The 21948-nt window shown below is 40.0% G+C and carries 20 protein-coding genes and 1 pseudogene; 7 read left to right on the top strand and 14 right to left on the bottom strand.

Annotated elements, in window-relative coordinates; all coding sequences use genetic code 11:
- Positions 1-107 precede the first annotated feature (107 nt).
- Complete coding sequence (locus IEV52_RS02300; RefSeq protein ID WP_188400910.1) at positions 108-575, top strand: NUDIX hydrolase; 468 nt, start codon at positions 108-110, stop codon at positions 573-575.
- Between the two features lie 207 nt (positions 576-782).
- Complete coding sequence (locus tag IEV52_RS02295) at positions 783-1556, top strand: DUF2628 domain-containing protein (RefSeq protein ID WP_188400909.1); 774 nt, start codon at positions 783-785, stop codon at positions 1554-1556.
- Between the two features lie 113 nt (positions 1557-1669).
- On the opposite strand, the gene IEV52_RS02290 is transcribed toward IEV52_RS02295, so the two are convergent.
- Positions 1670-2617 (bottom strand): hypothetical protein, encoded by a 948-nt coding sequence (locus tag IEV52_RS02290; RefSeq protein WP_188400908.1) that lies wholly within the window; start codon positions 2615-2617, stop codon positions 1670-1672.
- Positions 2618-3407: 790 nt separating this feature from the next.
- Between IEV52_RS02290 and IEV52_RS02285 the strand changes: the two genes are divergently transcribed.
- The gene (locus IEV52_RS02285; RefSeq protein ID WP_188400907.1) at positions 3408-3902 is read left to right on the top strand and encodes a hypothetical protein; all 495 of its coding nucleotides are present in this window, start codon (positions 3408-3410) and stop codon (positions 3900-3902) included.
- Here IEV52_RS02285 and IEV52_RS02280 read toward each other — a convergent pair.
- The 3 genes from IEV52_RS02280 to IEV52_RS02270 all read right to left on the bottom strand — a co-directional run bounded on the left by IEV52_RS02280 (position 3894) and on the right by IEV52_RS02270 (position 6694).
- Positions 3894-4370, bottom strand: a complete 477-nt coding sequence (locus IEV52_RS02280) for an immunoglobulin-like domain-containing protein (RefSeq protein ID WP_188400906.1) — start codon at positions 4368-4370, stop codon at positions 3894-3896. The genes IEV52_RS02285 and IEV52_RS02280 overlap by 9 nt on opposite strands.
- Positions 4371-4475: 105 nt before the next feature.
- The gene (locus IEV52_RS02275) at positions 4476-6218 is read right to left on the bottom strand and encodes an ABC transporter ATP-binding protein (protein WP_188400905.1); all 1743 of its coding nucleotides are present in this window, start codon (positions 6216-6218) and stop codon (positions 4476-4478) included.
- Positions 6219-6532: 314 nt separating this feature from the next.
- Positions 6533-6694, bottom strand: coding sequence for a hypothetical protein (locus IEV52_RS02270; RefSeq protein ID WP_188400904.1), 162 nt, complete (start codon positions 6692-6694; stop codon positions 6533-6535).
- A gap of 219 nt (positions 6695-6913) precedes the next feature.
- Between IEV52_RS02270 and IEV52_RS02265 the strand changes: the two genes are divergently transcribed.
- Positions 6914-8191: a helix-turn-helix transcriptional regulator gene (locus IEV52_RS02265; protein WP_188400903.1), complete on the top strand. Its 1278-nt coding sequence runs from the start codon at positions 6914-6916 to the stop codon at positions 8189-8191.
- A 66-nt stretch (positions 8192-8257) separates the two neighbouring features.
- Here IEV52_RS02265 and IEV52_RS02260 read toward each other — a convergent pair whose 3' ends face one another.
- From IEV52_RS02260 to IEV52_RS02245, 4 genes are read right to left on the bottom strand one after another with little or no spacing between them, the layout of a single operon-like run.
- On the bottom strand, positions 8258-8551 hold the full coding sequence (locus tag IEV52_RS02260) for a ferredoxin family protein (RefSeq protein ID WP_188400902.1): 294 nt from the start codon (positions 8549-8551) through the stop codon (positions 8258-8260).
- Positions 8552-9847: an FAD-dependent oxidoreductase gene (locus tag IEV52_RS02255; protein ID WP_188400901.1), complete on the bottom strand. Its 1296-nt coding sequence runs from the start codon at positions 9845-9847 to the stop codon at positions 8552-8554.
- Positions 9840-10865, bottom strand: a complete 1026-nt coding sequence (locus IEV52_RS02250; RefSeq protein WP_188400900.1) for an electron transfer flavoprotein subunit alpha/FixB family protein — start codon at positions 10863-10865, stop codon at positions 9840-9842. Before IEV52_RS02250 ends, IEV52_RS02255 begins: the two co-directional genes overlap by 8 nt.
- Positions 10855-11694 carry an electron transfer flavoprotein subunit beta/FixA family protein gene (locus IEV52_RS02245; protein WP_188400899.1) on the bottom strand — a complete coding sequence of 280 codons (840 nt, stop codon included), beginning with the start codon at positions 11692-11694 and terminating at the stop codon, positions 10855-10857. The genes IEV52_RS02250 and IEV52_RS02245 overlap by 11 nt, the downstream gene beginning before the upstream one ends.
- A gap of 227 nt (positions 11695-11921) precedes the next feature.
- Here IEV52_RS02245 and IEV52_RS02240 point away from each other — a divergent pair, with 227 nt between their 5' ends.
- Positions 11922-12512, top strand: a complete 591-nt coding sequence (locus IEV52_RS02240; RefSeq protein ID WP_188400898.1) for a hypothetical protein — start codon at positions 11922-11924, stop codon at positions 12510-12512.
- 53 nt (positions 12513-12565) lie between these two features.
- Here IEV52_RS02240 and IEV52_RS02235 read toward each other — a convergent pair whose 3' ends face one another.
- A complete protein-coding gene (locus tag IEV52_RS02235; RefSeq protein WP_188400897.1) occupies positions 12566-13492 on the bottom strand; it encodes a tetratricopeptide repeat protein in 927 nt (308 codons plus the stop codon).
- A gap of 16 nt (positions 13493-13508) precedes the next feature.
- On the bottom strand, positions 13509-13856 hold the full coding sequence (locus IEV52_RS02230; RefSeq protein ID WP_229754162.1) for a hypothetical protein: 348 nt from the start codon (positions 13854-13856) through the stop codon (positions 13509-13511).
- A 240-nt stretch (positions 13857-14096) separates the two neighbouring features.
- On the opposite strand from IEV52_RS02230, the gene IEV52_RS02225 reads away from it, so the two are divergent.
- Complete coding sequence (locus IEV52_RS02225) at positions 14097-15035, top strand: DUF1672 family protein (protein WP_188400896.1); 939 nt, start codon at positions 14097-14099, stop codon at positions 15033-15035.
- Positions 15036-15050: 15 nt separating this feature from the next.
- Positions 15051-17132: an SA1320 family protein gene (locus IEV52_RS02220; RefSeq protein ID WP_188400895.1), complete on the top strand. Its 2082-nt coding sequence runs from the start codon at positions 15051-15053 to the stop codon at positions 17130-17132.
- A 200-nt stretch (positions 17133-17332) separates the two neighbouring features.
- Here IEV52_RS02220 and IEV52_RS02215 read toward each other — a convergent pair.
- The 4 genes and pseudogenes from IEV52_RS02215 to IEV52_RS02200 form a co-directional block, all read right to left on the bottom strand.
- Positions 17333-17801, bottom strand: a pseudogene (locus IEV52_RS02215) (DUF600 domain-containing protein).
- A 413-nt stretch (positions 17802-18214) separates the two neighbouring features.
- Complete coding sequence (locus IEV52_RS02210; RefSeq protein WP_188400894.1) at positions 18215-18637, bottom strand: SMI1/KNR4 family protein; 423 nt, start codon at positions 18635-18637, stop codon at positions 18215-18217.
- An 838-nt stretch (positions 18638-19475) separates the two neighbouring features.
- Positions 19476-19952, bottom strand: coding sequence for a hypothetical protein (locus IEV52_RS02205; protein ID WP_188400893.1), 477 nt, complete (start codon positions 19950-19952; stop codon positions 19476-19478).
- 26 nt (positions 19953-19978) lie between these two features.
- Entirely contained in the window at positions 19979-21766 is a 1788-nt protein-coding gene (locus IEV52_RS02200) for a ribonuclease YeeF family protein (protein ID WP_188400892.1), read from the bottom strand.
- Positions 21767-21948 lie beyond the last annotated feature (182 nt).

Below are 21948 nucleotides of genomic sequence, written 5' to 3'. Positions count from 1 at the left end.
AAACCAGTTCATTTTTATTATGTCTTTTTTCAAAAAAACTTAGAGACTGTCTTACATAATAAAGGTATAGTAGAAAAATAAGGAAATATAATGAGATGAGGATGTAAATGGACTACATAAAATATATAAGGTCTATGGTGGGACAAGCAAAAGTCATCATGATGGTCTCCGGGGCTTTCGTTTTTGATAAAAATAATCGGTTGTTGCTGCAAAAACGCAGTGACAACGGACAATGGGGCCTTCCAGGCGGTTTTATGGAACTCGGAGAAACCGTGCAGGAGACAGCGAGAAGAGAAGTTTTTGAAGAAACAGGACTCAAGCTCGGCAAACTCGAGCTGTTTGGTATTTATTCAGGACCAACCTTTGATAAAACGTTCCAAAACGGAGACCAAGTTTCAATGGTCAACCATGTTTTTACCTGTCATGAGTTCACAGGTGATTTACTTACGTCTAATTCGGAGTCCATAGATAACGTGTTCTTCCCTATCGATCAGCTGCCAGAGAATTTGTTTACAGATCATTTAGAGATAATCCAAGATTTTCTATCTGGAAAAGAAAAACCTGTCATTAAGTAAGAAAAAGAGGTGTAGGATGAAAAAACTCATAGATAAAAAGAGTTGGCTTATTGAGAGCTCTAAATCTTGATGTCCTACATCGTTTTTTGGAACGGTTAAAGAAGTACTACCAAATCAAGTTAGATGACACCGAATATAGTTGTTACGATGATGAAGAAAATTAAACATTTGTTTAAAAAATAGTAATTTAATAGAAAGAGAATAGCAATGAACGAATCACACCAAGAAGAACTTATCTCATTTGAGGAGCAACATAAAGTTGTACAGAAAAACATAGCGTATTACGACTTAAAATGGAGATTGGTAAAAGATCCCGTAAACAACAACACATGGAATTGGCTAGCTTTCTTCTTTTCTACGTTTTGGCTCGCCTATCGAAAAATGTATAAGCCATTTTTTATTATTGCTGCCATTGAGCTCTTATGGGCCGTTCCCTTTTATTTAGTGGATCTGCCGGCATGGTTAGATTTTCCCTTTTATGCTGCAATCTCTCTACTCGTAGGTTGGTACGGAAATCGCTGGTATTATAACCATACCACTCATATTCTAAAACAGGCTAGAGCTTTTCCGGCGTCAGTGCAAGATTCTTATATTCAGACAAAAGGCGGAACACACATCGGAATTATGCTTGGCCTGCAAGCACTGCTAATTGCACTCTTTTTTGCAGTAGATTTTGGTTTATCCTTGTTACCGACAGAAACGAATATTAAAGATGTTGTCCGAATTAGCGGTGAAGCAGAAACGTTAGAAGTATTTATGGATAACCCTGAATGGAAGTATGTAAACGAAGACGGCCGTCACCATGTCGTGGAATTTACAGGCTATGATTATACCGAGAAAGAAGACGTCCGTATCATATTCTATGTTTATCTGGACAAATACATGTATGAATGGAACGACATCTACATTAACGGGAAAAAGCTTAACGAAGTAGATGCAGAAGATTATGAGCTGTATATCGAGGATAATTCCTGGTACTAAAAAAGGGCTGCATGTACAGCTCTTTTTTTTGTATCTACAATTCTATTTTCCATCAAGCATGGGGTTTCCTTTAAAGAAACTCATTTAATAGATATGTAAAGTTAAAGAGAAATCTAAATTGTTCGCCATGAACTACCCGTGTACAGCTTCAGCTCTCCTTTATAAAAAACCATTCTTCCGGCGGTGGGATTTTTGGGTAACCTCGCTACGTTTATATTTATTCCGTCTCTCGCTATAACTTCCCCTGTATCCGTAAACGTCACAACATTGGAGGTTCCGTTTAAATCGGTAATGTTCAGACTTCCGTTGTCATCGCGAATTGTCCATTTTCGCGTTCTCTTCGGCGTGCTAAAACTGATTTCTAAGTTGTCCGTATGTGACTGGAACTTGATTTCACCTTTGCAGCCGCGCTTTGTCTTAAAGTGAAACTCTTTGTCAGGATTCGCCATTCCGCCGAATCCCCAATAACCATTTGTTTTGTTAATTGCCAGCATTGTTTCGAGTCCCTTGCCACCAGCTACTTTGTTGCCGATTATTTTAAAATGCGCTAACTCATCATCTGTCGCGTGCTTAGACACACCGCTGGAAACACCCGCCGTATTAATTCCTTGGCCTACTCCCCAGGCAACTTCTCCTTTGATTCCAGTAAAATATGTAGCTCTTCGATTGTTCGTGTTCTCACCATCATGCATTAACATGAAAGCAGGATGCCATGCCCCATTCAGCCATTGTGTGTTACCGTCATGCTTGCCAGCCGTTTCATGGTGCGTCTTCGTAATAATCCTGTATTGCATGCCATCTCCCTCACACCCATCATAACGAGTACTGAGAGAATAATCATGGATCAGAATGTCATGGCATGTTGCAGAAAAATCAGGATATGTACTTGGTATTCCTCTTTTATAGCCGTAATCTATTTCAGGAGGCACAAAAACTACACCCCTGCCCCTGCTATCAACATCAGCGATCGCTGCTTGCAGCGCAGCTCGATTATGATGATGCGAGTGCATTGGTGAGGCTCCATAAAATATAACTGATACCATCTGCGGTGAACCGTACATCTTACCACTCCTTAAAAACATCTCGTTCTTATATAAGTTACCCTTAAACAAAAGCTTTTTGAAACGATAATAATAGTTCTATGATGGTAGAGCAAAAATAAGGTTAAATAGTACAGAAAGCAGTTGAGATTTAGATGCTTACAAAACTTAAAAGCAATCCCTTTTACATCGGCGCTGGTGCCACATTTTTATTCACCATTTTTTACTTTTTCCTCAGCATAGGTTTTGAAGGAGGATTTGATGGCCTCCCAAACCTCATTCCTTTTTTCGTGTTCTTCATCTATGTAATTTGTTACTTAGCTGAAAAGATCCTTCAGTTCTTCCACGATAAAAGTCTCGTATTCAAACTATCTCTATTATTGCTTATTGCAGTCATACTTAGTATTTTTTTTAATTTACTAATTTACAAAGATATTAGATTCTTGATCTTAATCAGTCCATTATTAACAGTCGGTAGCTTGGTATACTACTTTTCAGGCAGATATATTAATAGTGAAATTATTGCGTTGCTCCTTTCGACATCGCCTCTTTATGTTTTTTTGCTGTCATTCGGGCTAATTCTATTATAGTTATTTTAGATAACGAGGCTACGAGAGAGGAAAGTGGGGATATCAAGACTGCGAAGGCAGATATCAAGACTTCTACTACATATATCAAGACAAATTTGTCGAATATCAAGAATTCGCATACGGATATCAAGAAATCTGGAGATATATCAAGAATTCGCATACGGATATCAAGAAATCTGGAGATATATCAAGAAATCGCAAAAAACAAAGGAGTACTTGCAATGGAAGAAGCATTTGGAAAGCGTAAGATCTTTGCAACGATCATGACAAGTCTAACCTTTTCTCTAGTTTTTACACTTCTGTCAGGATTAGAAAAAAATTCTCCTGATATGGGTGTAGAGTTTATCATGATTCCCATCTTTTCTGCCTTTATTGCGGCAGCAGCCATCGTATTTTTGGGGCTTATAACTTCAGCCATGATAGAATATTTCATCTGTAAAATTGGAGTGAACTATAAAATCAGCGTTCCTGTGTACATAATATTGCATGGAGTGTCGGGACTTTTCATAGGAAGGCTAATCTTTCGTATGTGGGGGCTATATGCAATTTTGGGAGGCGGGTCTGCTCTTTTATTTGCGATGTTTGATATGTGGTTACTTTTTAGAATAAAAAAGGGGCAAGGAAAATTTGAAGAGACCGGAATAATCTATCTCTACACAATAGGCACGATAATAATCATTTCCGTTTTTCTGTACCTTTTTAAAATATTACTTTAAATAAAATGCAGCAGCTAGTGTTATTTCGGTTCCATCTAAATTAAATGATTTCACGACACGATACTTCCCAGCTTTTATCTTATATTTACGATTTTTTAAATTGACTACATCAATATGAAGGGAATTCGGCTCTAAAATGATACCAACCATCTTAAAATCGATTCCTTCGTCAAGGGGCACTTCATACCAAGAACCACCTTTGAAGAACTCCAACTGATAAGGATATCCAAAGGTAATCTTCGTGTTCCCTTTGTTTTTAAGGAGTAGATTAATTTTGTCTGATTCTTTATAGGTTTGCTTTTCAATTTTCACTTCGATCTTGCTGTTCTCCTCCGTTATCGCATTAGGCAATTCGCCGAATGATGACTGCTTAAGTTTCGAAACATCTAACTTACTTTTACTTTTAGTTTCTGAACATGCTGACAAACTCAAAAGCAATATTAAAACTAGAACGAAAGACTTTTTCATCTTCTTACCCCCTCAAATAAATAGACGGTTTCAGAAAACAATTGTTACACCCACTAAAAAAGAAAAAAACAGCCCTCCCTTAAAAAAGAGAGAGCCTTTTCCAACTTATATGTGGACTTCAAACTGCTTGGCATAGAGATGAGCGTATGCTCCTTTACTCGCAAGCAACTCGTCATGCGTCCCTTCTTCCATGATTCCGTCCTTCGTTAGAACGAGGATCCGTTCAGCGTTACGGATTGTAGAGAGTCGGTGAGCGATTACGATCGTAGTTCGCCCTTTCACTAACGATTCAAGCGATTCCTTGATGATGCTCTCAGACTCGTTATCCAACGCACTCGTTGCCTCATCTAAAATCAGTACAGGCGGATTTTTCAAAAAAACGCGAGCGATACTGAGCCGCTGCTTTTGACCGCCTGACAGCTTAACTCCCCGTTGTCCGATCTCAGAGTGGTAGCCGTTTGGTAAACTCATGATAAAGTCATGGGCGTTTGCATACTTTGCCGCCTCAATCACTTCTTCATCGGTCGCCCCAGGTTTTCCGTAGCGGATATTTTCCATAACCGTTCCCGCAAACAGATAAACATCTTGCTGAACGATACCAATGTGATTTCTCAGTGAATTCAAGTCAATATTACATACGTTGATGCCATCAAGCATCACTTCCCCGTCTGTCACATCATAAAAGCGAGGAATGAGCGAACATAACGTCGTTTTTCCAGCACCCGAAGGACCCACTAAGGCAACAAACTCTCCTGGTCGTATGTGAAGTGACAGGTTTGTAAAGACAGGGACCAAATGCTCCTCGTAACGAAAGGATACATCCTTAAACTCGATGTCACCTTGAAGCATAGGCAGAGTCACCGCATCTTGCTTATTTTCAATCGATGGCTTCAAATTCATGATCTCCATAAAGCGTTGAAAACCTGTGATGCCTTCTTGAAACTGTGTGCTCATATGAGTCATCCGCTGAATGGGCTCAACCATATAGCCGATATACAGCAAGAATGTGATCAGATCCGCGAGATCCAACGTTTGATTGACGATACTAGCGCTTCCGAACACAACCACTGTGATCGTAATCAGCTGGATAAGGGTTTGAATGCTGTTAAAAAAGGTTGCTTCTACCTTGTACGTGTTTCTTCGGCTATCTAAGAACCGAAGATTTTCGCGGTTAAACTTCTCGATCTCCACGTGTTCGTTCGCAAACGACTTTACGACTCGGATACCTGATAGCGTATCTTCAAGCTGTGCGTTAATATCTGCAATACGCTCTTTGTTCCTCCGTAAGGCTTCGTTCTCCTTTTTATTAAAATACAGTGAAAGAAAACCGATGATCGGCATGAAAAAGAAGACGGCGAGCGTTAAGGGAGTGTTTATAAAAAATAAAATCACGAAGGCTCCTACAAAGCGCACGAAATACTTGACGTAGTCTTCTGGTCCGTGATGATACAGTTCTGCAAGCAAGAATAAGTCGTTTGTTACCCGAGACATGAGCTGGCCGGTCTTCTCTTTATCGTAAAAACCAAAAGAAAGCTTTTGTAAGTGCTGAAACAGCTCGCTGCGTATATCACTTTCCATGCGCGCACCGACCTCATGGCCTTTATAGTCGACAAAGTAGGTTCCGAGATTTTGAATGGCCACTAAAACGAGCATGAGTGCCCCAATTCTAAACACTTTGTCGAGCGCAATGGATAAGTCTCCTTCTAACACATCTTTCGTAATATACCGAACAAGCAGCGGAAGAACCAACGTCACACCAGATACAATAATGGCTGTTGCCAGAACCATCAAAAACAACGGCAAATATGGTTTGTAGTATGAGAGAAATCTTTTTACTGGAAAATGCATGATTTACCCCTTTTTGTGTTTTTTGACTAGACACACATAAGGGGACACACCGTTACAATTTAAGAACGTGTTCCACCCTTATATGTTTGTACGGTTTGAGTTGTCATGTTTTTCATGTACATTTCCTCCTTGTCGTTTAATACTTCCATTATAATCGATTTCAAAAAATTCTGATACTTATGGATGAAATAAGAACAACCAAGTTTCTTCTTGCTCTTTTCCAGCACTCGATCCTTCATCCATGTACACAAAAAAGACTCATAAGCGTTTATTTTGACTTTTGAGTCTTGTTATATTGGTACTGATAGCATGTATTAAGAATGATAGGCTGCAACCTCTGATTGATGGACCAAAATAACACGCGTCAAATATTTTTCATCCACTTTCCTGATCTCAAGAAAGCCAGATGAATAGATGTGAAGTACCTTATGTAATTCGTTTTGATACGTAACGATAGTACCTCTTGCAATAGTCATGTCCTCACCCTAGATGTTAGTTTCTATAGTTAATTATAACTAAAAAAAGAGTATAGAAAATTGGGAAACATGCAGCGTTTTAGGGTGCTAACTTCAATAATTCAATACTAGTTTCCTCTCACAGTTAAAGTTCTTGTATATTTAGATAAGTAATTAGAGCTTGACCTGAATTCATCCCTAACAAATGATAGAATCAAAGAAAAAAGGCGAGGTGAAACAATGAATCTAGGAGAAAGGATTCGTTACTTCCGAAGAGTCAAAAACTTATCTCAGCAAGAACTTGCATCCGGGATTTGTTCGGTTCCCTATTTGAGCAAGATTGAAAATGGAGTAACCGAACCCTCAGAGGAAATACAGCAGCATCTAGCCAATCGATTGCAAATAGGATTAGGTCCCGTGAACGAAAAAGAGATCCTTCAACGATACGTAAATCTTTTCCAGCAACTTTATCTAAGAGACTATAAATTAGCTGAACAAAAATTCAAGCTTCTCACAAAATCACCCTTCCAATATGTAGATGAGGATATCTATCATAAGATCTTTAAAAGCATCTATCTATTAATGGCTAAACAAGAAACAAGGGAAGCTCAAGTATTGCTGGATGAGGTAGCATATATAGGCAACGTCATAAGAGGAGAAAAAGGCTTCTATTATTTTATTGCAAGAGGACTTCTCAGCTATTATAAAAAAGAATACAAGGGAGCTTTCGGCTATTTATTAGAAGCTGAGACCCGCTTAGAGCACAACCGTTTTCAGGAATGGGAAAAAGGATATCTGTTGTACCTGATCGGACTCACAGCAAATCAGCTCTATAAAAATATTGTCGCTCTGGAATACACAAATAAGGCTTTAGAAATTTTTGATAAGACGTATATCTTTAAGAGAAGCGCAGATTGCAGGATTCTTCTTGGGATCATTTATCTCCGGATAAAAAATTTGGAGGAAGCGACCAATCAATTTGGGCTCGCTGAAACCATCGCGAACGCTTTTGATGATGACCTGCTAAGAGGCGCTATCTATCAGAATTTAGGGATCATTGCGACAAAAAAAGATGACTCAGAAACAGCAATCCAACTTTTTGCAATGAGTCTGCAAGCAAAGCGCAACCAGCCAAATTCTTTTAAACTTTCGACGATTGTTACGTTAGCCAAAGAATACGAAAAGACGAACCGTCCCAAACAGGGATTGGCTCTTATAGAAGAAGGCCTTAACCTAACTGAGCAGAATCCATTGTATCGTGGATACGAACTGCATTTTATGTACTACAAACATGTATTTGCTCCCGAGAACAATGAAGAAGAGAAAATACACTTTATGGTTCATGAACTTATTCCATACTTCGAACAGAGAAATGAGTGGATCCACCTAACAGAGTATTATCCGATCATCGGTAAATATTATGAGAGCCATCAAAAATATAAAAACGCTAGTAAATACTACTATTTAACTATTGAAGCTCTTAAGAAGATGTACGAAATGGGAGTAACTTACGCTTAAGAGTCGTTCAATCGATATACAGAAAAAAAGAGGGCTCATCCGAGTCCCCCTTTTTTATGTTCCATCTTACCCCAACCGAAACACGATCCCATGTCCGCCTTTTGGATATTCCCACTTGATGTTTTGATGCGGGCACCCAATCCTGCAGCTTCCGCATTCATGGCAGCCTTCATACCCTACATGCATGCGGATTTCTTCCCACTTATACACTTCTGCCGGGCAGAAGATCGTACAAATTTTATCAGGACATTTCGTTAAACAGATATCGGCATCCATGACGGTGAGATGTGACTTTGTGTCTGCGTTAAAACGAACGAGATACTGTTTTTCTTCGATTGTCTGACACTTCTTTTCGCTCATTTACTTCATCACCTTCCACGCCCGGTATGCGTCACGAGCTAATTTAATTTTCTCACCAGCTGATCCAACATCACGCCAAATCTTCTTCTGCTTCTCCCATTTGGAGGAACCATCGACTGTGAACATCTGACTCGCTGCTTTGTTCATCATTGGAATGTACTTATCAAAATACTGCGGGAATTTATCAAAATGATGAGTCGAATCTTTATACTTCTTCATGTCCTGCCCAACGAAACTGCTCATCAGCCTTGTTTTGTAATGGTTGAGAGTGGACTCTGAATAATCATCTCGTTCTTTTGCTAGAAGGACCGTTTCGGCCGCTAGCTGTCCTGATGTCATCGCCAGGTTTGACCCTTCACGATGGATGGCGTTCACGAGCTGAGCAGCATCCCCGACAACTAGCACCCCATTCCCTGCCACTTTAGGCATCGATTTATAGCCGCCCTCAGGAATCATATGCGCTAAGTACTCGACTGGCTCTCCCCCAGCGATATACGGCCGGATCATCGGATGGTTTTTTACATATTCCAGCAATTCATATGGTTTAATTTTATGCTTGATTAATCCAGATAGAAGTGAACCGACACCAAGACTCAGCGTGTCTTTATTCGTGTAGAGGAATCCGGTGCCAAGGATCCCCTTTGTGGCATCTCCAAAAAGCTCAATCGTCGTACCCTGGTTCTCTTCTAGATTAAATCGGTCTTCGATGATCTTTTTATCGAGCTTGATGATCTCCATTGTGGCAAGTGCGACTTCATCCGGCCGGAACTCTTTATGAAAGCCGAGCGACTTGGCTAAAAGAGAATTTACGCCATCGGCCAAAACCACTACATCCGCATAAAGGTCGCCATCAGGGCGATCCGTCCGCACTCCGACTACCTTTCCGTTCTCCACGATGCATTCGAGCACAACAGTTTCGTTCACGAGTAAAGCGCCCTGTTCAACAGCCTTCCCCGCAAACCATTGATCAAACTTTGCACGAAGCACCGTAAAGTTGTTGTAAGGTTCTTTTCCCCATTCCATCCCTTTATATCCGAACGTGATCGCCGACTCCTTATCCATCATCATGAACCGCTGCTCCACGATCGGACGCTCGAGCGGTGCTTCTTTCCAAAAATCCGGGATCACATCTTCCATCATTTTGCGATAAAGCACCCCGCCCATTACATTCTTAGAGCCTGGATATTCACCGCGTTCTATGAGCAAAACGTTTACGCCTGCTTTTGCGAGTTCATAGGCACAAGAAATTCCGGCAGGGCCTGCCCCGACAACGATACAATCAAATTTCTCAGACATGGTCGATCACCTCCTGGTTAAACGCTTGTTTAAATTGCTCGATCAACAACGGTACGATCTCAAAAGCATCGCCTACGATTCCGTAGTGACTGGACTGGAAAATCGAAGCTGCTGGATCACTATTTATTGCAATGATGAGACTAGAGTTTTGCATCCCTACGATATGCTGAATCGCTCCTGAAATTCCGATGGCAAAATAAATTTTTGGCGTAACCGTCACACCGGTCTGTCCGACTTGGTGATGATGCTCCACCCATCCCGCTTCAACCACATCCCGGCTGGCTCCAACTGCTCCGCCTAACGTTTCAGCGAGATCATGAATAAGCTGAAACCCGCTTGCACTTCCCAACCCTTTTCCGCCAGCGACAATTATATCTGCTTCATCAATCCGGACCTTTTTCGTCGTGTGCTGCACGATCTCGAGCACCTTCGTGCGAATATCATCTTCTTTAATAGAAGCTGTTTCTTCTATCAATCTACCGGTTCGGCCAGGTTCAGGGGTAAGTGCCTTCATTACTTTAGGCCGGACAGTCGCCATTTGCGGACGATACTTTTTACATAGAATCGTAGCCATGATATTACCGCCAAACGCTGGCCGGCTCGCAAGCAGCAATCCCGTGTCTTCTTCAATATCTAGAATAGTAGAGTCTGCCGTGAGTCCTGTTGGAAGGTCAGTTGCGACTGCACTCGCAAGGTCCTTACCCGTTGAAGTAGCACCGTATAGAATCACTTCTGGCTTGTACTTCTGGCAGCACTCCAGCAAAGCTTTCATATAGGACTCTGTTCGATAGTTTTTATAAATCACATCATCATACACATAGACAGCGTCCGCTCCATATTCATAAAGATAGTCTGCTAGATGTGTCACGTTCTCTCCGATTAAAACACCTGCAAGCTCCGTACCCCGTTTGTCTGCAAGTTCTTTTCCAGCTCCAAGCAACTCAAGGGAAACCGGAACAACCTCCCCGTCCTTCACTTCAATAAACACCCAAATGCCTGAATAATCCTCAAAACTCAACGCCAGACCCTCCCTTCACTGCAAAAAGTTCTTTTTTCTCGAGCAGAATATTTAGAAGCTGCTGAGATTGCTGAGCCGCATCTCCTTCTAGCATCGTGCCGCCACTTGGTTTCGTTGGCGCCCAAACTTTTGAAACAATTGTTGGTGAACCTTTCAATCCGAGCTGAGGACGATCCACATCCTCTAAGTCCGCTACCGCCCAGATAATCGGCTGATAACGAGCAGCCTTCAGCATATTGCTCATCGATGAATACGGCACTTCGTTTATTTCTTTTTCTACCGACATTAAACAAGGCATGGTAGACTGAATCACTTCGTACCCGTCTTCAAGCTTCCGGTGAACGACCGCATACCCTTCTTTAACGTTGATCTCTTTTACCTTATTTACTGAGGTGAGTGGCGGCATGTCTAGCCGGCGAGCGATACCAGGACCTACTTGTCCGGTGTCACCATCAATGGTCATCTTTCCGCAGATAATGAGGTCCACGGGCTTGATCTTTGAAATCTTCTCAATCGCTTTCGTGAGCGCATAGCTCGTTGCAAGCGTGTCTGCCCCCGCAAAAGCACGGTCTGAAATCATGTAGCCCGCGTCCGCTCCGATCTCGATGCACTTCTTAATTGCTTTAACCGCTGGCGGCGGTCCCATCGTTAAAACGGAAACGGTTCCCCCATAACGCTTTTTCAAACGTACTGCCTCTTCCACCGCATGTGCATCATACGGATTCAGAATGGCCGGTGCACTCGCCCGGTCCATCGTATTTGTCTTCGGGTTCATCTTGATGATCTTCGTATCCGGCACCTGCTTGATGCAAGCCACAATATGAAGCATTCGATCCCTCCTCTAATCAAAGGCAATTCTATTTTAAGAAGCCACTAGTATGATGATTACTACTACTATATGGAGAGCTTATCCGATACATGACGTTTTTCTATCGGATTGTCCTGCAGCATTGGAAAATTACCATAAAAAAATATTTCAAAATAATGGATGTCCTCCAAAAGTCCCTGAATAGGTTAAGAAGGCAGCATGAATTTACATACTTGGGAGGATGGATGATGAAGAGCGTCTGGAAAAATGGTTTGTGGTTTGCTTTGATGTTGTTTTTACTGATAGGATGCAGCAGTGAAGCTGAATCCAAGACAGAAAAGAAGGAGAAGGAACAGAAGACGGAAGTGACTGAAAAAGAAACGGATAAAGAAACGAAAGCTGAACCTGCTCCAGAACCAGAGCCAGCAGAACCCGCTGTTAATGAAGACACAGCTGCTTACGGAGAAGCTTTAGCCGCTAATCTAGATGAGTGGTCAACGGTTTTAATCGATTTTTCTCAATATAATATGGATGGCTCAAACGACCCTGACTATATGATGTCTGATCAATTTATAACCGATGGAAAAGTCCACATCGATAAGATGAACGCGTTGATTAAAGAGGCGCGGAGCATTCAGCCGCCAGCGGATGCAGCTCACATACAAGATAAGTATCTAGAAGTAATGGATCACTTTGAGTTCGTTGCTCAAAACTACCTCCCAGCTGTTGAAAAAATGGATTATGATCTGATCATGCAGTGTGTGGATCGACTGAACCAAGCTAGTCTCGCCATCGGTGATGTTTCACAGCTCATTGTTGAGTACATGACTGTTCAATAAATTGGGAAGTAAATAATAAAAAGAGAGAGTATTTTTCGCCTCTCTCTTTTTCATTATATATGCTTATATTCATCATGTTCATGTCGCTGACAGCCAAAGAGATAACAGCCGCCCTCTATAGAAGGTTCTATTTTTAACGCGGGCAAGACTCCTTCTGTTACCCGCTCTATCATAGATTCATATTCTTTGATCTCATCCATAAGCTCTCTAACCTGTTCTTGCTTGTCTAGTTCGGTCCAATCTTCATCCGTTTCATCTTCACGAACTTTACAAAGCTCTTCTTCTTTCAGTTGGATGGCTTCTTTTATGAGGATTTGAGCCTTGTTTAATTGATTGGTCTTAAAAAGAGCATTTACGAACCGCACGATCCAGTCGGGGGTCTTATAATAACTTTCCCATCCTTTTTCAAACCAAATGATCGCTTCTTCAAAAAGCCCCAATTCAGCATAAAGTTCAGCCAAATCGATCTCACCGATAAAATCCTCATCATTTTCATCAAATGTACCGAGTATACGTTTTGCTTCATCAGTCTGACCAGAATCTATCAAACATTCAACTTGGTTATATAACGTAAAGTCTGATTTCCCTGCCGCCAATCCAAAGTACTTTGCAGCCTCAGCAGAATCGCCAAGGTAGTATTTTGCCACACCAACATTATGATAGGCTTCCGGCGTTGGCTCAATCGAGATCGAGATGAGCAAATATTTTAACGCCTCTTCAAATCTTTCGTATCTCAACAAGAGCTCACCATATAAGCTATAGGGAAAATGAGAATATGGCTCTAATTCAATCGCCTCTGTGACAAGAACCAGCGCAGCTTGAACATCCTCTTCTTCATGAAGATACATCCATGCAAGATTAGTTAACGATTGAACATCTCTTCTTTCAAGTACAGCTTTTTTAAAAAGTTTCATAGCTTCTTGCAAATTGTTCTTTTCAAGCTGATCAATGGCTTTCTGGTTTGTGTTTATATTGAACATCTACCTTTCATTCATGCTAAAATGCATACTGATACAACCCGTAATAAAGCGGGCCGATTAAAATAAGCACTGTTGTTCCGAAAACGAATGGTCGAGCAGCCTTCGGAACCTCTTCCGCTTCCTCGTTGAACTTTTTTAGTCCATATAAGAGATCCCAAGCAAGTCCGCCGACAAAAACGATCTTCCATACAAATGGAGTTAAGATCTCTTTTTCGGTAACAAACCCGAATAATCCAATCCAAGTAAAGATGGAGATTACAAAATCTAGTTTTGCTGAATGGGTCTTATAACCACCTTTTATCAGATAACCTATCGCAAATGCCCCTAAAATTCCTAAGTAAATCGTCCATAAGATGTCTGTCATGCTTCCCTGTCCCTTTTTTTTTCACGTATCCTTTATTATAAAGCTTACAAATCTTTCCGTGAAGAAGGTGATTTCCTTTTTCTATCTTTTTCCGGGACTTCTTACACATTAGGCGTCCTATGATTTGTTACTTTTTTACTTTTTTTGGGTAAAAAGCTAGTGGCACTTTATTTAGATGGGGTATTACAATAAGACAGATGATTAATTTTACAGTGAGCTGAACCAAGGAGGTTCTCCCTTATGCATACAAACAGCCGTAACTCAGATAAAGCAAAGCTGATAACCGGAACACTTCTAAGTGCTGCCCTTCTATTAGGAGGGTGCTCGAATACAAATGGCGACTCGAATAAGGGTGGTGAGGAAAAAGTGAGCAAACCTTCAAACACGTTTGTGAGCATTGATAATTATAACGGTGAAGGATATGAGCTTCCCAATGGCAAAAAGACAGATAAAGTCGCCGAAGCCAACCGTGATCAGATTACCGAAGCAACCAAGAAGTTCTTTTTGGATACCTATAAAACAGAAGTAAACGTACATAACATAGTGGGCAATAAAGACGGAGCTTCCGTTTTCGTAGAATCTGTTGGAGAACCCCACTTTCATACATTTGCAATCGTTCCTATAGACAGTCAGGAAAAAGTTATGACAGACGGCATTTGGACACAAGAAGGCCAAGTGGAAGCCGCCATTAAAAGCGGTCTTTACGCCATGATTTATGAAGATCAACTAAAGGAGCTTGATTCTTACTTAGAGGATTTCACATCCAAACAACCCGTTACAGGCATGCAAGAGGAAGCGATTCAAAACGTACGTTCCACCGGATTCACAACACCTTATTATTATATAAGCGTGCTTGATGATGGATTTGATGCCCTTTATGAAAACTATCTGGAAAATCCTAAAACTACAAAAGAAGAATGGCAGCAAGCTGCTCAGTCGCTAGAAATTAATCCAAAAGGCTACCGCATCACTATTCAGTTATTTATGAAGGAAAAAGATCAAAAGCCAGATCAAAAGATTCTAGATCAAATCTCAACTGACCTAGAAAACATGGATACTCTTTCCCCTGGATACTATAGTGTTTATCTAAACGACAATACCATCGACGCTAAATCTGCAGACGGAACGAAAGAGAGCACGATCAAACGGGCAAATCCTAATTATATTAAGAAGCAATAAAACAGGAGGCAGCCAATGGTTACAGTGAATAAGAAGATTCAGACCGTCAGTGACCCTGATTTAGTGGAGCTTGCCGGCTATAATGCCTATATGAACTATGTGGAAGATCAAGTGGTTGAAGTAAACGGCAATAAATATGTAGTCGTCGATACACATGCGGATGAAGTTACGGGACTGGACGCGATTGCCTTCCAGTCCTATGAAACGGAAGAAATCATCATTGCCTATACCGGAACCAATCCTTCCACGAAACAAGACTTGTTGACGGATGCACAGTTGTTAAGCGATATGACCCCTGCCCAAGTGGAAGCAGCACGTCAATATTTCCATGATATCAACCAGGAGGTCGGCCCTGTTTCTTATGTGTGCGGAAACTCACTCGGTGGTGGAAACGCCAATGCTGTTGGAATTGAAAATCCAGATGTCAAAACTGTTACGCTTAATCCAGCCCTGCTCCCAGAAGGTCTTGTCGACTACAACAAAAAGTACCCCAACATCACGAACTACTTCTCTCAATACGATGGATTAACAAAGACGGAAACCGCTCTTCGTCTAGGTCATCGAATCCCAGGTTATCAATATACAATCAATAGCGGCATTCCCGAATTTGCAAAGTTTTCGACCAACCATACAGGCTACATTGGTGAAGAAAACGGAAAACAATATTATTATATCGGTCAACCTGGTCAGCCTGGCTACGGAAAGATCTACATCGATGCGGATGCGCATATCGTGACTAGCATTTGGACCGGTCAGCCCCTCTATGGCGGCAGCTCTGAAAGGATCAAGATCAACAAAGAAAATATGGATACACTGGCAGGTTCATTAAAGAGCCATGTTTTAGAACGCGTTGCGCTCGTTGAAAGCTACCTTCAGAATTCCAATGAGATCGTACAAGATGAAGCCAGCCGCTATTATGAGAGGGTGCGTAATCTGCAGGAAACCTTTCGAACGATGATGGAAGAGGCTGCAGGCAGTCCCCTGTTTGCAGGTATTACAACATCCGGTTATATCATAAAATCCGCGATCGACGGAATGATTGCCACCTTGAACGTGGCTGAAACGAAAGCTCAAGCGCTGAACTATATTCTGAATTCTCCACCCGCTGAAATCGTTGAGTTTATTTTTCAAAAAGATATTGCAACTGACACCCTTTTTAACGAGGCAAGAAACTTCTTACTCATGATGCGATCAAATGTGGACGATCTCACGCAAGTGACCCTTAATTTTGTCTCCAACCAGATTCCAGCATTATTTGAAGGCGGTACAGATTATTTTGCAGATGCCGTTGTCGGTGAACTGCGTTCGCATTTTGCAATCATCGGTAAAAATAATACATTGATCGGTAAACATCTAGCAGACTATCAAAAACAAGTGAAGCATGTGGCGATAGATTTTGAGAATCGTGACTCCATGCTCGCTCATGCCATTCAAAACAAGGCAACCGCATCATTAGGCGGACCAACCGTGGAGTCGACCAAGATCTACACGATGGAAGATTCACCATACTTAAAAATGGGGATGAAGTTTTTAGAGGTTCAGTTAGACTTTGCATTCGGGAAGACCACACATTTTGCACATGCCAGCTTGATGCCGCTCTTAGCTGGGCTTGAGACGATCACCTTTTTACTCGAGAATACCTTGGAAAGTATCTCAGCCTCAGTAAAAGGAGCATTAGCTGTCGCACTCGACGGCAATCTTCCTGGAAAAGTAGTTGGGTTCTTCACAGATTTTGATGATAAGATCCGAGCAAGCGTAAATGCTGCCCTTGAACCACTCGACGAACTGGCAAACACCGTAGAAGGACTGCGCAGAGGCGTAGGCAACCTGTTGGTCTATTTTCCGCAGTTGCTGCAGAATTTTAAACCCTACATCTACTCTGCCCTGTTCAGCCAGACCAGCTATTATAACATCCACCTATACAACTTAGCAGCGATGGGAATTTTAGAGGAGATGGACCGCCTGTTCAAGGACATTGTCTTTCAGCTGTCGGATGAAAAAGCCATCGCCATCGAGGCGCTATGTGAAGTCTCAGAAGCCGTAAAGCTAAATATGGGGATCCTTCATGAGCAAGTGGACCGCGGGACGATTACGTAGAATACTAATAATAAAAGAGAAAAAAGCGATCGCCATTGGGGCAATCGCTTTTTGTTAACTAATTTTTATCTACTTGCTTTTCAACTAAAATTCATTAATAAGTTCTTATCGCTTGTACGATCTTTATCTGGAAGTATACATTTTTTTACACTTCTAGATTATAACGCGTTCATGATAGTTATAACTATCGTTTTTTTAAATTAAGAAAAAAATTTAGCTTTTACTTCTTCAAACCATGCATCGAAGATATCATCTGGTAGTAATTCTTCATCATTTGAATACACCAATTCATATTTATATGTTGCTTTTAATTTATTTTGTTTTACATTGTAATACATTTTGATTTCAGTTGGCATTTTTCTGTTAAATTCTTCACATTTTTTATGAATAAGCTTTAAATTTTCGTTACCAATTTTCAATAGTGCTTTTTGCCTCTCTTTTGAAACATCATACACGACTCATGCTGATCATTTGAGTCCTTTATAGCGTTATTCAGTTGGTTTTTATGGACAATTTGGCCATTGATTCTGTAAAAACATCAAATACATACATCTTTGGTTCATACGAGCAATAAATGTAGATATCATCAGCATTATTCTCGACATATTCCAGACAAATTGCGACCATATCCGTTTGTAATTCCGAAAAGTAGTCTTCAAATAATAACATTAACTGTTTTAATAACCTCCCATTGAATTTTTACAACACGCTTTTTAAAGCGTGTTCCAGCATATCATTAAAACTATCAAACTCCTCTACTACATCCCCGCTTGGTTTATCCAACTCCAAATAGTTCAATATCAAAGAATACCAAGAAATATTAGAATATCCGATAAAAAAAAATCACTATCCCATTCATTTTCATTTCACGCCAGATTTCATTGGCACTAATTATTCTGTTGTTATCATCATTTAAATTAGTATTGTAAATTACCAATCCGTGAAATTCTAATTCATTAACTTTATTTAAGAGATTTTCGTATTCAACTAACCATAGATTTCTTTTTATATTTATTTACCAATCATTATACTCACAGAATATTACCTTTGAATTAGAATGCATTAATTTAAGAAGATAATTATTAATCCCAGTTGTCTATTGCTTCTTGAAATGTATCTACAAGATAATCTTGAAAATTATCATACCTAATTGTTTCTTGTTTTTCTACTCGATCCCAGTATAAAATGGTCTCATTATCCCCTGTTTCACTACACATTATAAATTCACCTAAATCTTCAATGACAATTAAGTCTTTTCTTAATCCAAGCTCCCTATACCTTTCAGTCGTTTTCAATACAGAAACTCCATCATTGCCTTCTATCCCCAAGATATTAACACCACATATTCCACCAGAACCATAGCCTTGTATAAAGTTTTTATACATTAAAGGGAATTTCACTTCTAAATCCTTTTCAATCTCATGAATTCTTTCAATGGCTATAGGGCCATAAAAATCGTTATCTTCTTCATAAGTTTCAATCATACTTAGTATCTTGTTTTCCATATATATCCTCACAAATCTATTAATCACATAATAATTTTATCTTCTTAATACTTATTTCAAATTTTATTATTTATAAGAAGACAGTAAAGTTTCTCAGTCTTCTTCCCAATCTTATTGCTGCTTAACTTGATAGCTTATTATATTTCAGTTTTTAAATCTGCTTTGTTATAACTACCCCTACCATGTAAAATGTCATCTCGCCCATTTCTCATACTTTTCTAGTTATCCCAGTATTAAAATAAAACGCCATGATGGTATAGAATCTCGTATGTCTACTTACCATCATGAGTTTTTGATTTGACAATAACCTGTAATAGAAAAACCTCGAAAAACTAAAATACAAATCGAGTTTTTTTATGTATATTACAAGTATTCTACTGCGCCTAAAAACTCTAAATTACTTGTATTAATTGTGGTTTTCATTTTATTTCCCTCATATTTAAAGTTGTATAGAAGAATTAAAGCATTATAAATCGCCTTTTAAACATATCATAATCTTCAGATGTATCAATTTGTAATAGTTTATTATGTGCTCCCATGTAAAATGTCATATACTGGGTTATCATACTTTTCACACGAACAAAGCATAAAATCATTACTTCATGATGGTACATCGTTTAAAGAATAAATATCTCATAAAAACAAAAACACCTGTTGCCTAAAAGGCAATCAAGTGCTTTAAAGTTAGCTATATAAAGTAATTCATTACTTATCCTATCTTTAAACCAACGAGCACCTTTAATTTCGTTAGTTATTAGCCCGTACTACCGATACAAATTTATTGTGTATCGTAAAAGTAACATGAGAAAGAGGAAGGGAATCCTCTAAGGTATTTAAGTTATGATTGTGTCAGGCTTGTAATATCACAATGTTTAATTGAAAATTTCTTTAAAAAGTCTAACGCCTTTTTAGTTACTACTAACTCTCCTTTTGACGATAGGCAAAAATGATGTCCAGACCAGTTTTTGAAGTTCTCTCCTTCTACTTCAACTGTTCCAAGCGGAATAAATCTAGTAAAAGAAGGGATTTCTTTATTAGGATACAGTTCCATAAATACATCGGACATAGTAATCAGACATTTTTCTAATTTATAGTCTTTAAATTCACTCTTTTTTAATTCATTTTCTAGATTGCTTGATACTATAAAGGCTGGTGTAGACTCTAAAAGATCATCTCCTAGCCACCCCTCAAACTCATAATGCAAGAACTTTATTTTCCCTGATATACCCTCTTTTGCAACATTTTCTTCTGTTCCATAAATTGTTTGTTCACCATGACCACCAGACACTTCTGGCTCTAAAAAATATAATATCATTAGTTATCGTCCTTCCTAATATATACTCACTTTTTTACTGGTGGATTAAAGTTTTCACCATGTTTTTTATCCAACTCAATCATATAATTTATTAATTCTTCTTTTGTAGGATTTGGGTGATTTCTGTAAAATCTATTCCAATCTTTTCTTATTTTTGATAAGTGAATATCACTGTTTATTTCTTTGGGTATTCCTCTAAGATTTTCTAGAGCATGAATTTCCTCAAGTGTAAACAGATTTGGGTATTTTTTTAGAACTTGTTGCTCAATAGCATGATGAACTACAACACTTCCTTCAAGTTCAGGGTATTTATCAAAAAATGTCTTTCTATAATTCTTAATATCTTTACTTGTACCCTTACCTAAATCCGATGCCTGCATCATCAACTCTTTTAGTGTCTTCGTTTCCGTAGCGATCGTTTTAAAAGAGCCGCCCCCTGCAACTGCGACTTCTTCCACTCTAAATCGTACCGGAATCTGCGTATTCCCTATGTTTGTCTTTACGGTCTTGAGAAGTTCTTGAGCTTTTGCCACTTGCTGCTGCGCATACTTCGTACTATGCGGGAATTTGGTCTGCATCGCTTTTCCAACGTCGACTTTGTTCAGTGCATAACCTGCACCGCCTACTCCCGCGATTGCAAATGCGTTGAACAAGCTTTGATTTCGCTGTTCTTCTGTAAGCTCATTTCCGAACATATCCTTTTCGGTAAAGTACTCACCGAATCCGTTGGCCGAAACGAGACCATAAATTCCAAACTCCGCTTTCTGAAGATTACTCAGACCTTTCGTCGTTTTATAGGCATCTAGCATGTTGTCCGCTGCGTTCATGCCTTTTACGGTTTTGAAGATTGCATTTCCGCCTTTTGCAATCCTTCCACCCCATCCGATGACCGGGATGAAGCCTGCAGCTGCCATACCACCTGCTGCGATGCGCTCGGCATTGGAAAGCCTGCGTCCTGTAACAGGATCAACACCCGTTGATGCTCTTATCGTATCGTAATATCCCGTCATTTCTCCAGTGAAGGTACACGCCATGTCCCAACCTTTTTCATACCACGGCCGATTCTCCATCTCTTCCATCTTTTTCGCAATTTCTCTTGATTCTTGTTGTTCTTTTTTAATGGTGAGATATTTAGTCGTCTCTTCTTCCGCTTGTCCGATCGCCTTATACACGTCGCTGTTATGATACGCTTCCGCGTTAAAATAAAGAGGTGAGATCTTTTCGCCTTGGCGTGTGGCTTCCATCATCTGAGCGAACAAACCATAGATATGCTGTTCCTGATTCTGTGAGATCGCGTATTCTTGAGATAACTGTTGATCGAGTGTGTTTACTTTCTCAACGGTCTGACTTCGTTTCTTTTCTGCTTGAGCCATCTGGTCATCGAAAGCGTCCTTCGAGAATACCGATAGCGACACAAGATCGTTGATTCCGTTAAAGATGTTCTGAAGGGCTTCTTGTTGATCGGCAACCCTATCTATGGCCGTTCTTCCGGCTCGTTCCACACTTTCCTCTAAAAACGGAACCTGAACCACGGTATCGCCTGAAAGATCTGCATCTTCAGTGTCCCCTGGAATTCCTTTTAAGAATTCAACGTTCACATCGATGAACCGGATCCATGCATCGACCACATCGATCTGTGCTTGATAGAATCCTTTGATCGCTTCTGCTCCATGACCCTGAAATTCACCGTTATCTACAATCTTACCAAACTCTTTTTTTAATGACTCGAACTGTTCTCGTAACGTTTCATATTGATGGGCTCGTTCTCTGGTTGCAGCCTTCAAGGTAGATGCTTCATAAACTTTGCTTCCCATTATCACCGTTGCCCTCTCTTATGTATTCATTTCATACCCAGCACTTCCTTAATTATCCAATATTCAAACTCCGATTTCAATTGATATCCTGCTATATTTTTTAAGTCTTCTAGCCTAATTTTCATGTGTACAATTCCTTATATTTTCCTTTTTATGTCGAGCAAGATAGGTGTTCCCTCCCA

The organism is Fictibacillus barbaricus, from assembly GCF_014635025.1.
Taxonomy (GTDB): Bacteria; Bacillota; Bacilli; order Bacillales; family Fictibacillaceae; genus Fictibacillus; species Fictibacillus barbaricus.
Note: the sequence above shows the minus strand (reverse complement) of the source record. Positions and strands in the feature narration are given on the sequence as shown.

Bases quoted from the DNA above. Each gene is read 5' to 3' on its own strand.
- IEV52_RS02300 (WP_188400910.1), top strand. From the start codon at position 108: ATGGACTACATAAAATATATAAGGTCTATGGTGGGACAAGCAAAAGTC.
- IEV52_RS02295 (WP_188400909.1), top strand. From the start codon at position 783: ATGAACGAATCACACCAAGAAGAACTTATCTCATTTGAGGAGCAACAT.
- IEV52_RS02290 (WP_188400908.1), bottom strand. From the start codon at position 2,617: ATGTACGGTTCACCGCAGATGGTATCAGTTATATTTTATGGAGCCTCA.
- IEV52_RS02285 (WP_188400907.1), top strand. From the start codon at position 3,408: ATGGAAGAAGCATTTGGAAAGCGTAAGATCTTTGCAACGATCATGACA.
- IEV52_RS02280 (WP_188400906.1), bottom strand. From the start codon at position 4,370: ATGAAAAAGTCTTTCGTTCTAGTTTTAATATTGCTTTTGAGTTTGTCA.
- IEV52_RS02275 (WP_188400905.1), bottom strand. From the start codon at position 6,218: ATGCATTTTCCAGTAAAAAGATTTCTCTCATACTACAAACCATATTTG.
- IEV52_RS02270 (WP_188400904.1), bottom strand. From the start codon at position 6,694: ATGACTATTGCAAGAGGTACTATCGTTACGTATCAAAACGAATTACAT.
- IEV52_RS02265 (WP_188400903.1), top strand. From the start codon at position 6,914: ATGAATCTAGGAGAAAGGATTCGTTACTTCCGAAGAGTCAAAAACTTA.
- IEV52_RS02260 (WP_188400902.1), bottom strand. From the start codon at position 8,551: ATGAGCGAAAAGAAGTGTCAGACAATCGAAGAAAAACAGTATCTCGTT.
- IEV52_RS02255 (WP_188400901.1), bottom strand. From the start codon at position 9,847: ATGTCTGAGAAATTTGATTGTATCGTTGTCGGGGCAGGCCCTGCCGGA.
- IEV52_RS02245 (WP_188400899.1), bottom strand. From the start codon at position 11,694: ATGCTTCATATTGTGGCTTGCATCAAGCAGGTGCCGGATACGAAGATC.
- IEV52_RS02240 (WP_188400898.1), top strand. From the start codon at position 11,922: ATGAAGAGCGTCTGGAAAAATGGTTTGTGGTTTGCTTTGATGTTGTTT.
- IEV52_RS02235 (WP_188400897.1), bottom strand. From the start codon at position 13,492: ATGTTCAATATAAACACAAACCAGAAAGCCATTGATCAGCTTGAAAAG.
- IEV52_RS02230 (WP_229754162.1), bottom strand. From the start codon at position 13,856: ATGACAGACATCTTATGGACGATTTACTTAGGAATTTTAGGGGCATTT.
- IEV52_RS02225 (WP_188400896.1), top strand. From the start codon at position 14,097: ATGCATACAAACAGCCGTAACTCAGATAAAGCAAAGCTGATAACCGGA.
- IEV52_RS02220 (WP_188400895.1), top strand. From the start codon at position 15,051: ATGGTTACAGTGAATAAGAAGATTCAGACCGTCAGTGACCCTGATTTA.
- IEV52_RS02210 (WP_188400894.1), bottom strand. From the start codon at position 18,637: ATGGAAAACAAGATACTAAGTATGATTGAAACTTATGAAGAAGATAAC.
- IEV52_RS02205 (WP_188400893.1), bottom strand. From the start codon at position 19,952: ATGATATTATATTTTTTAGAGCCAGAAGTGTCTGGTGGTCATGGTGAA.
- IEV52_RS02200 (WP_188400892.1), bottom strand. From the start codon at position 21,766: ATGGGAAGCAAAGTTTATGAAGCATCTACCTTGAAGGCTGCAACCAGA.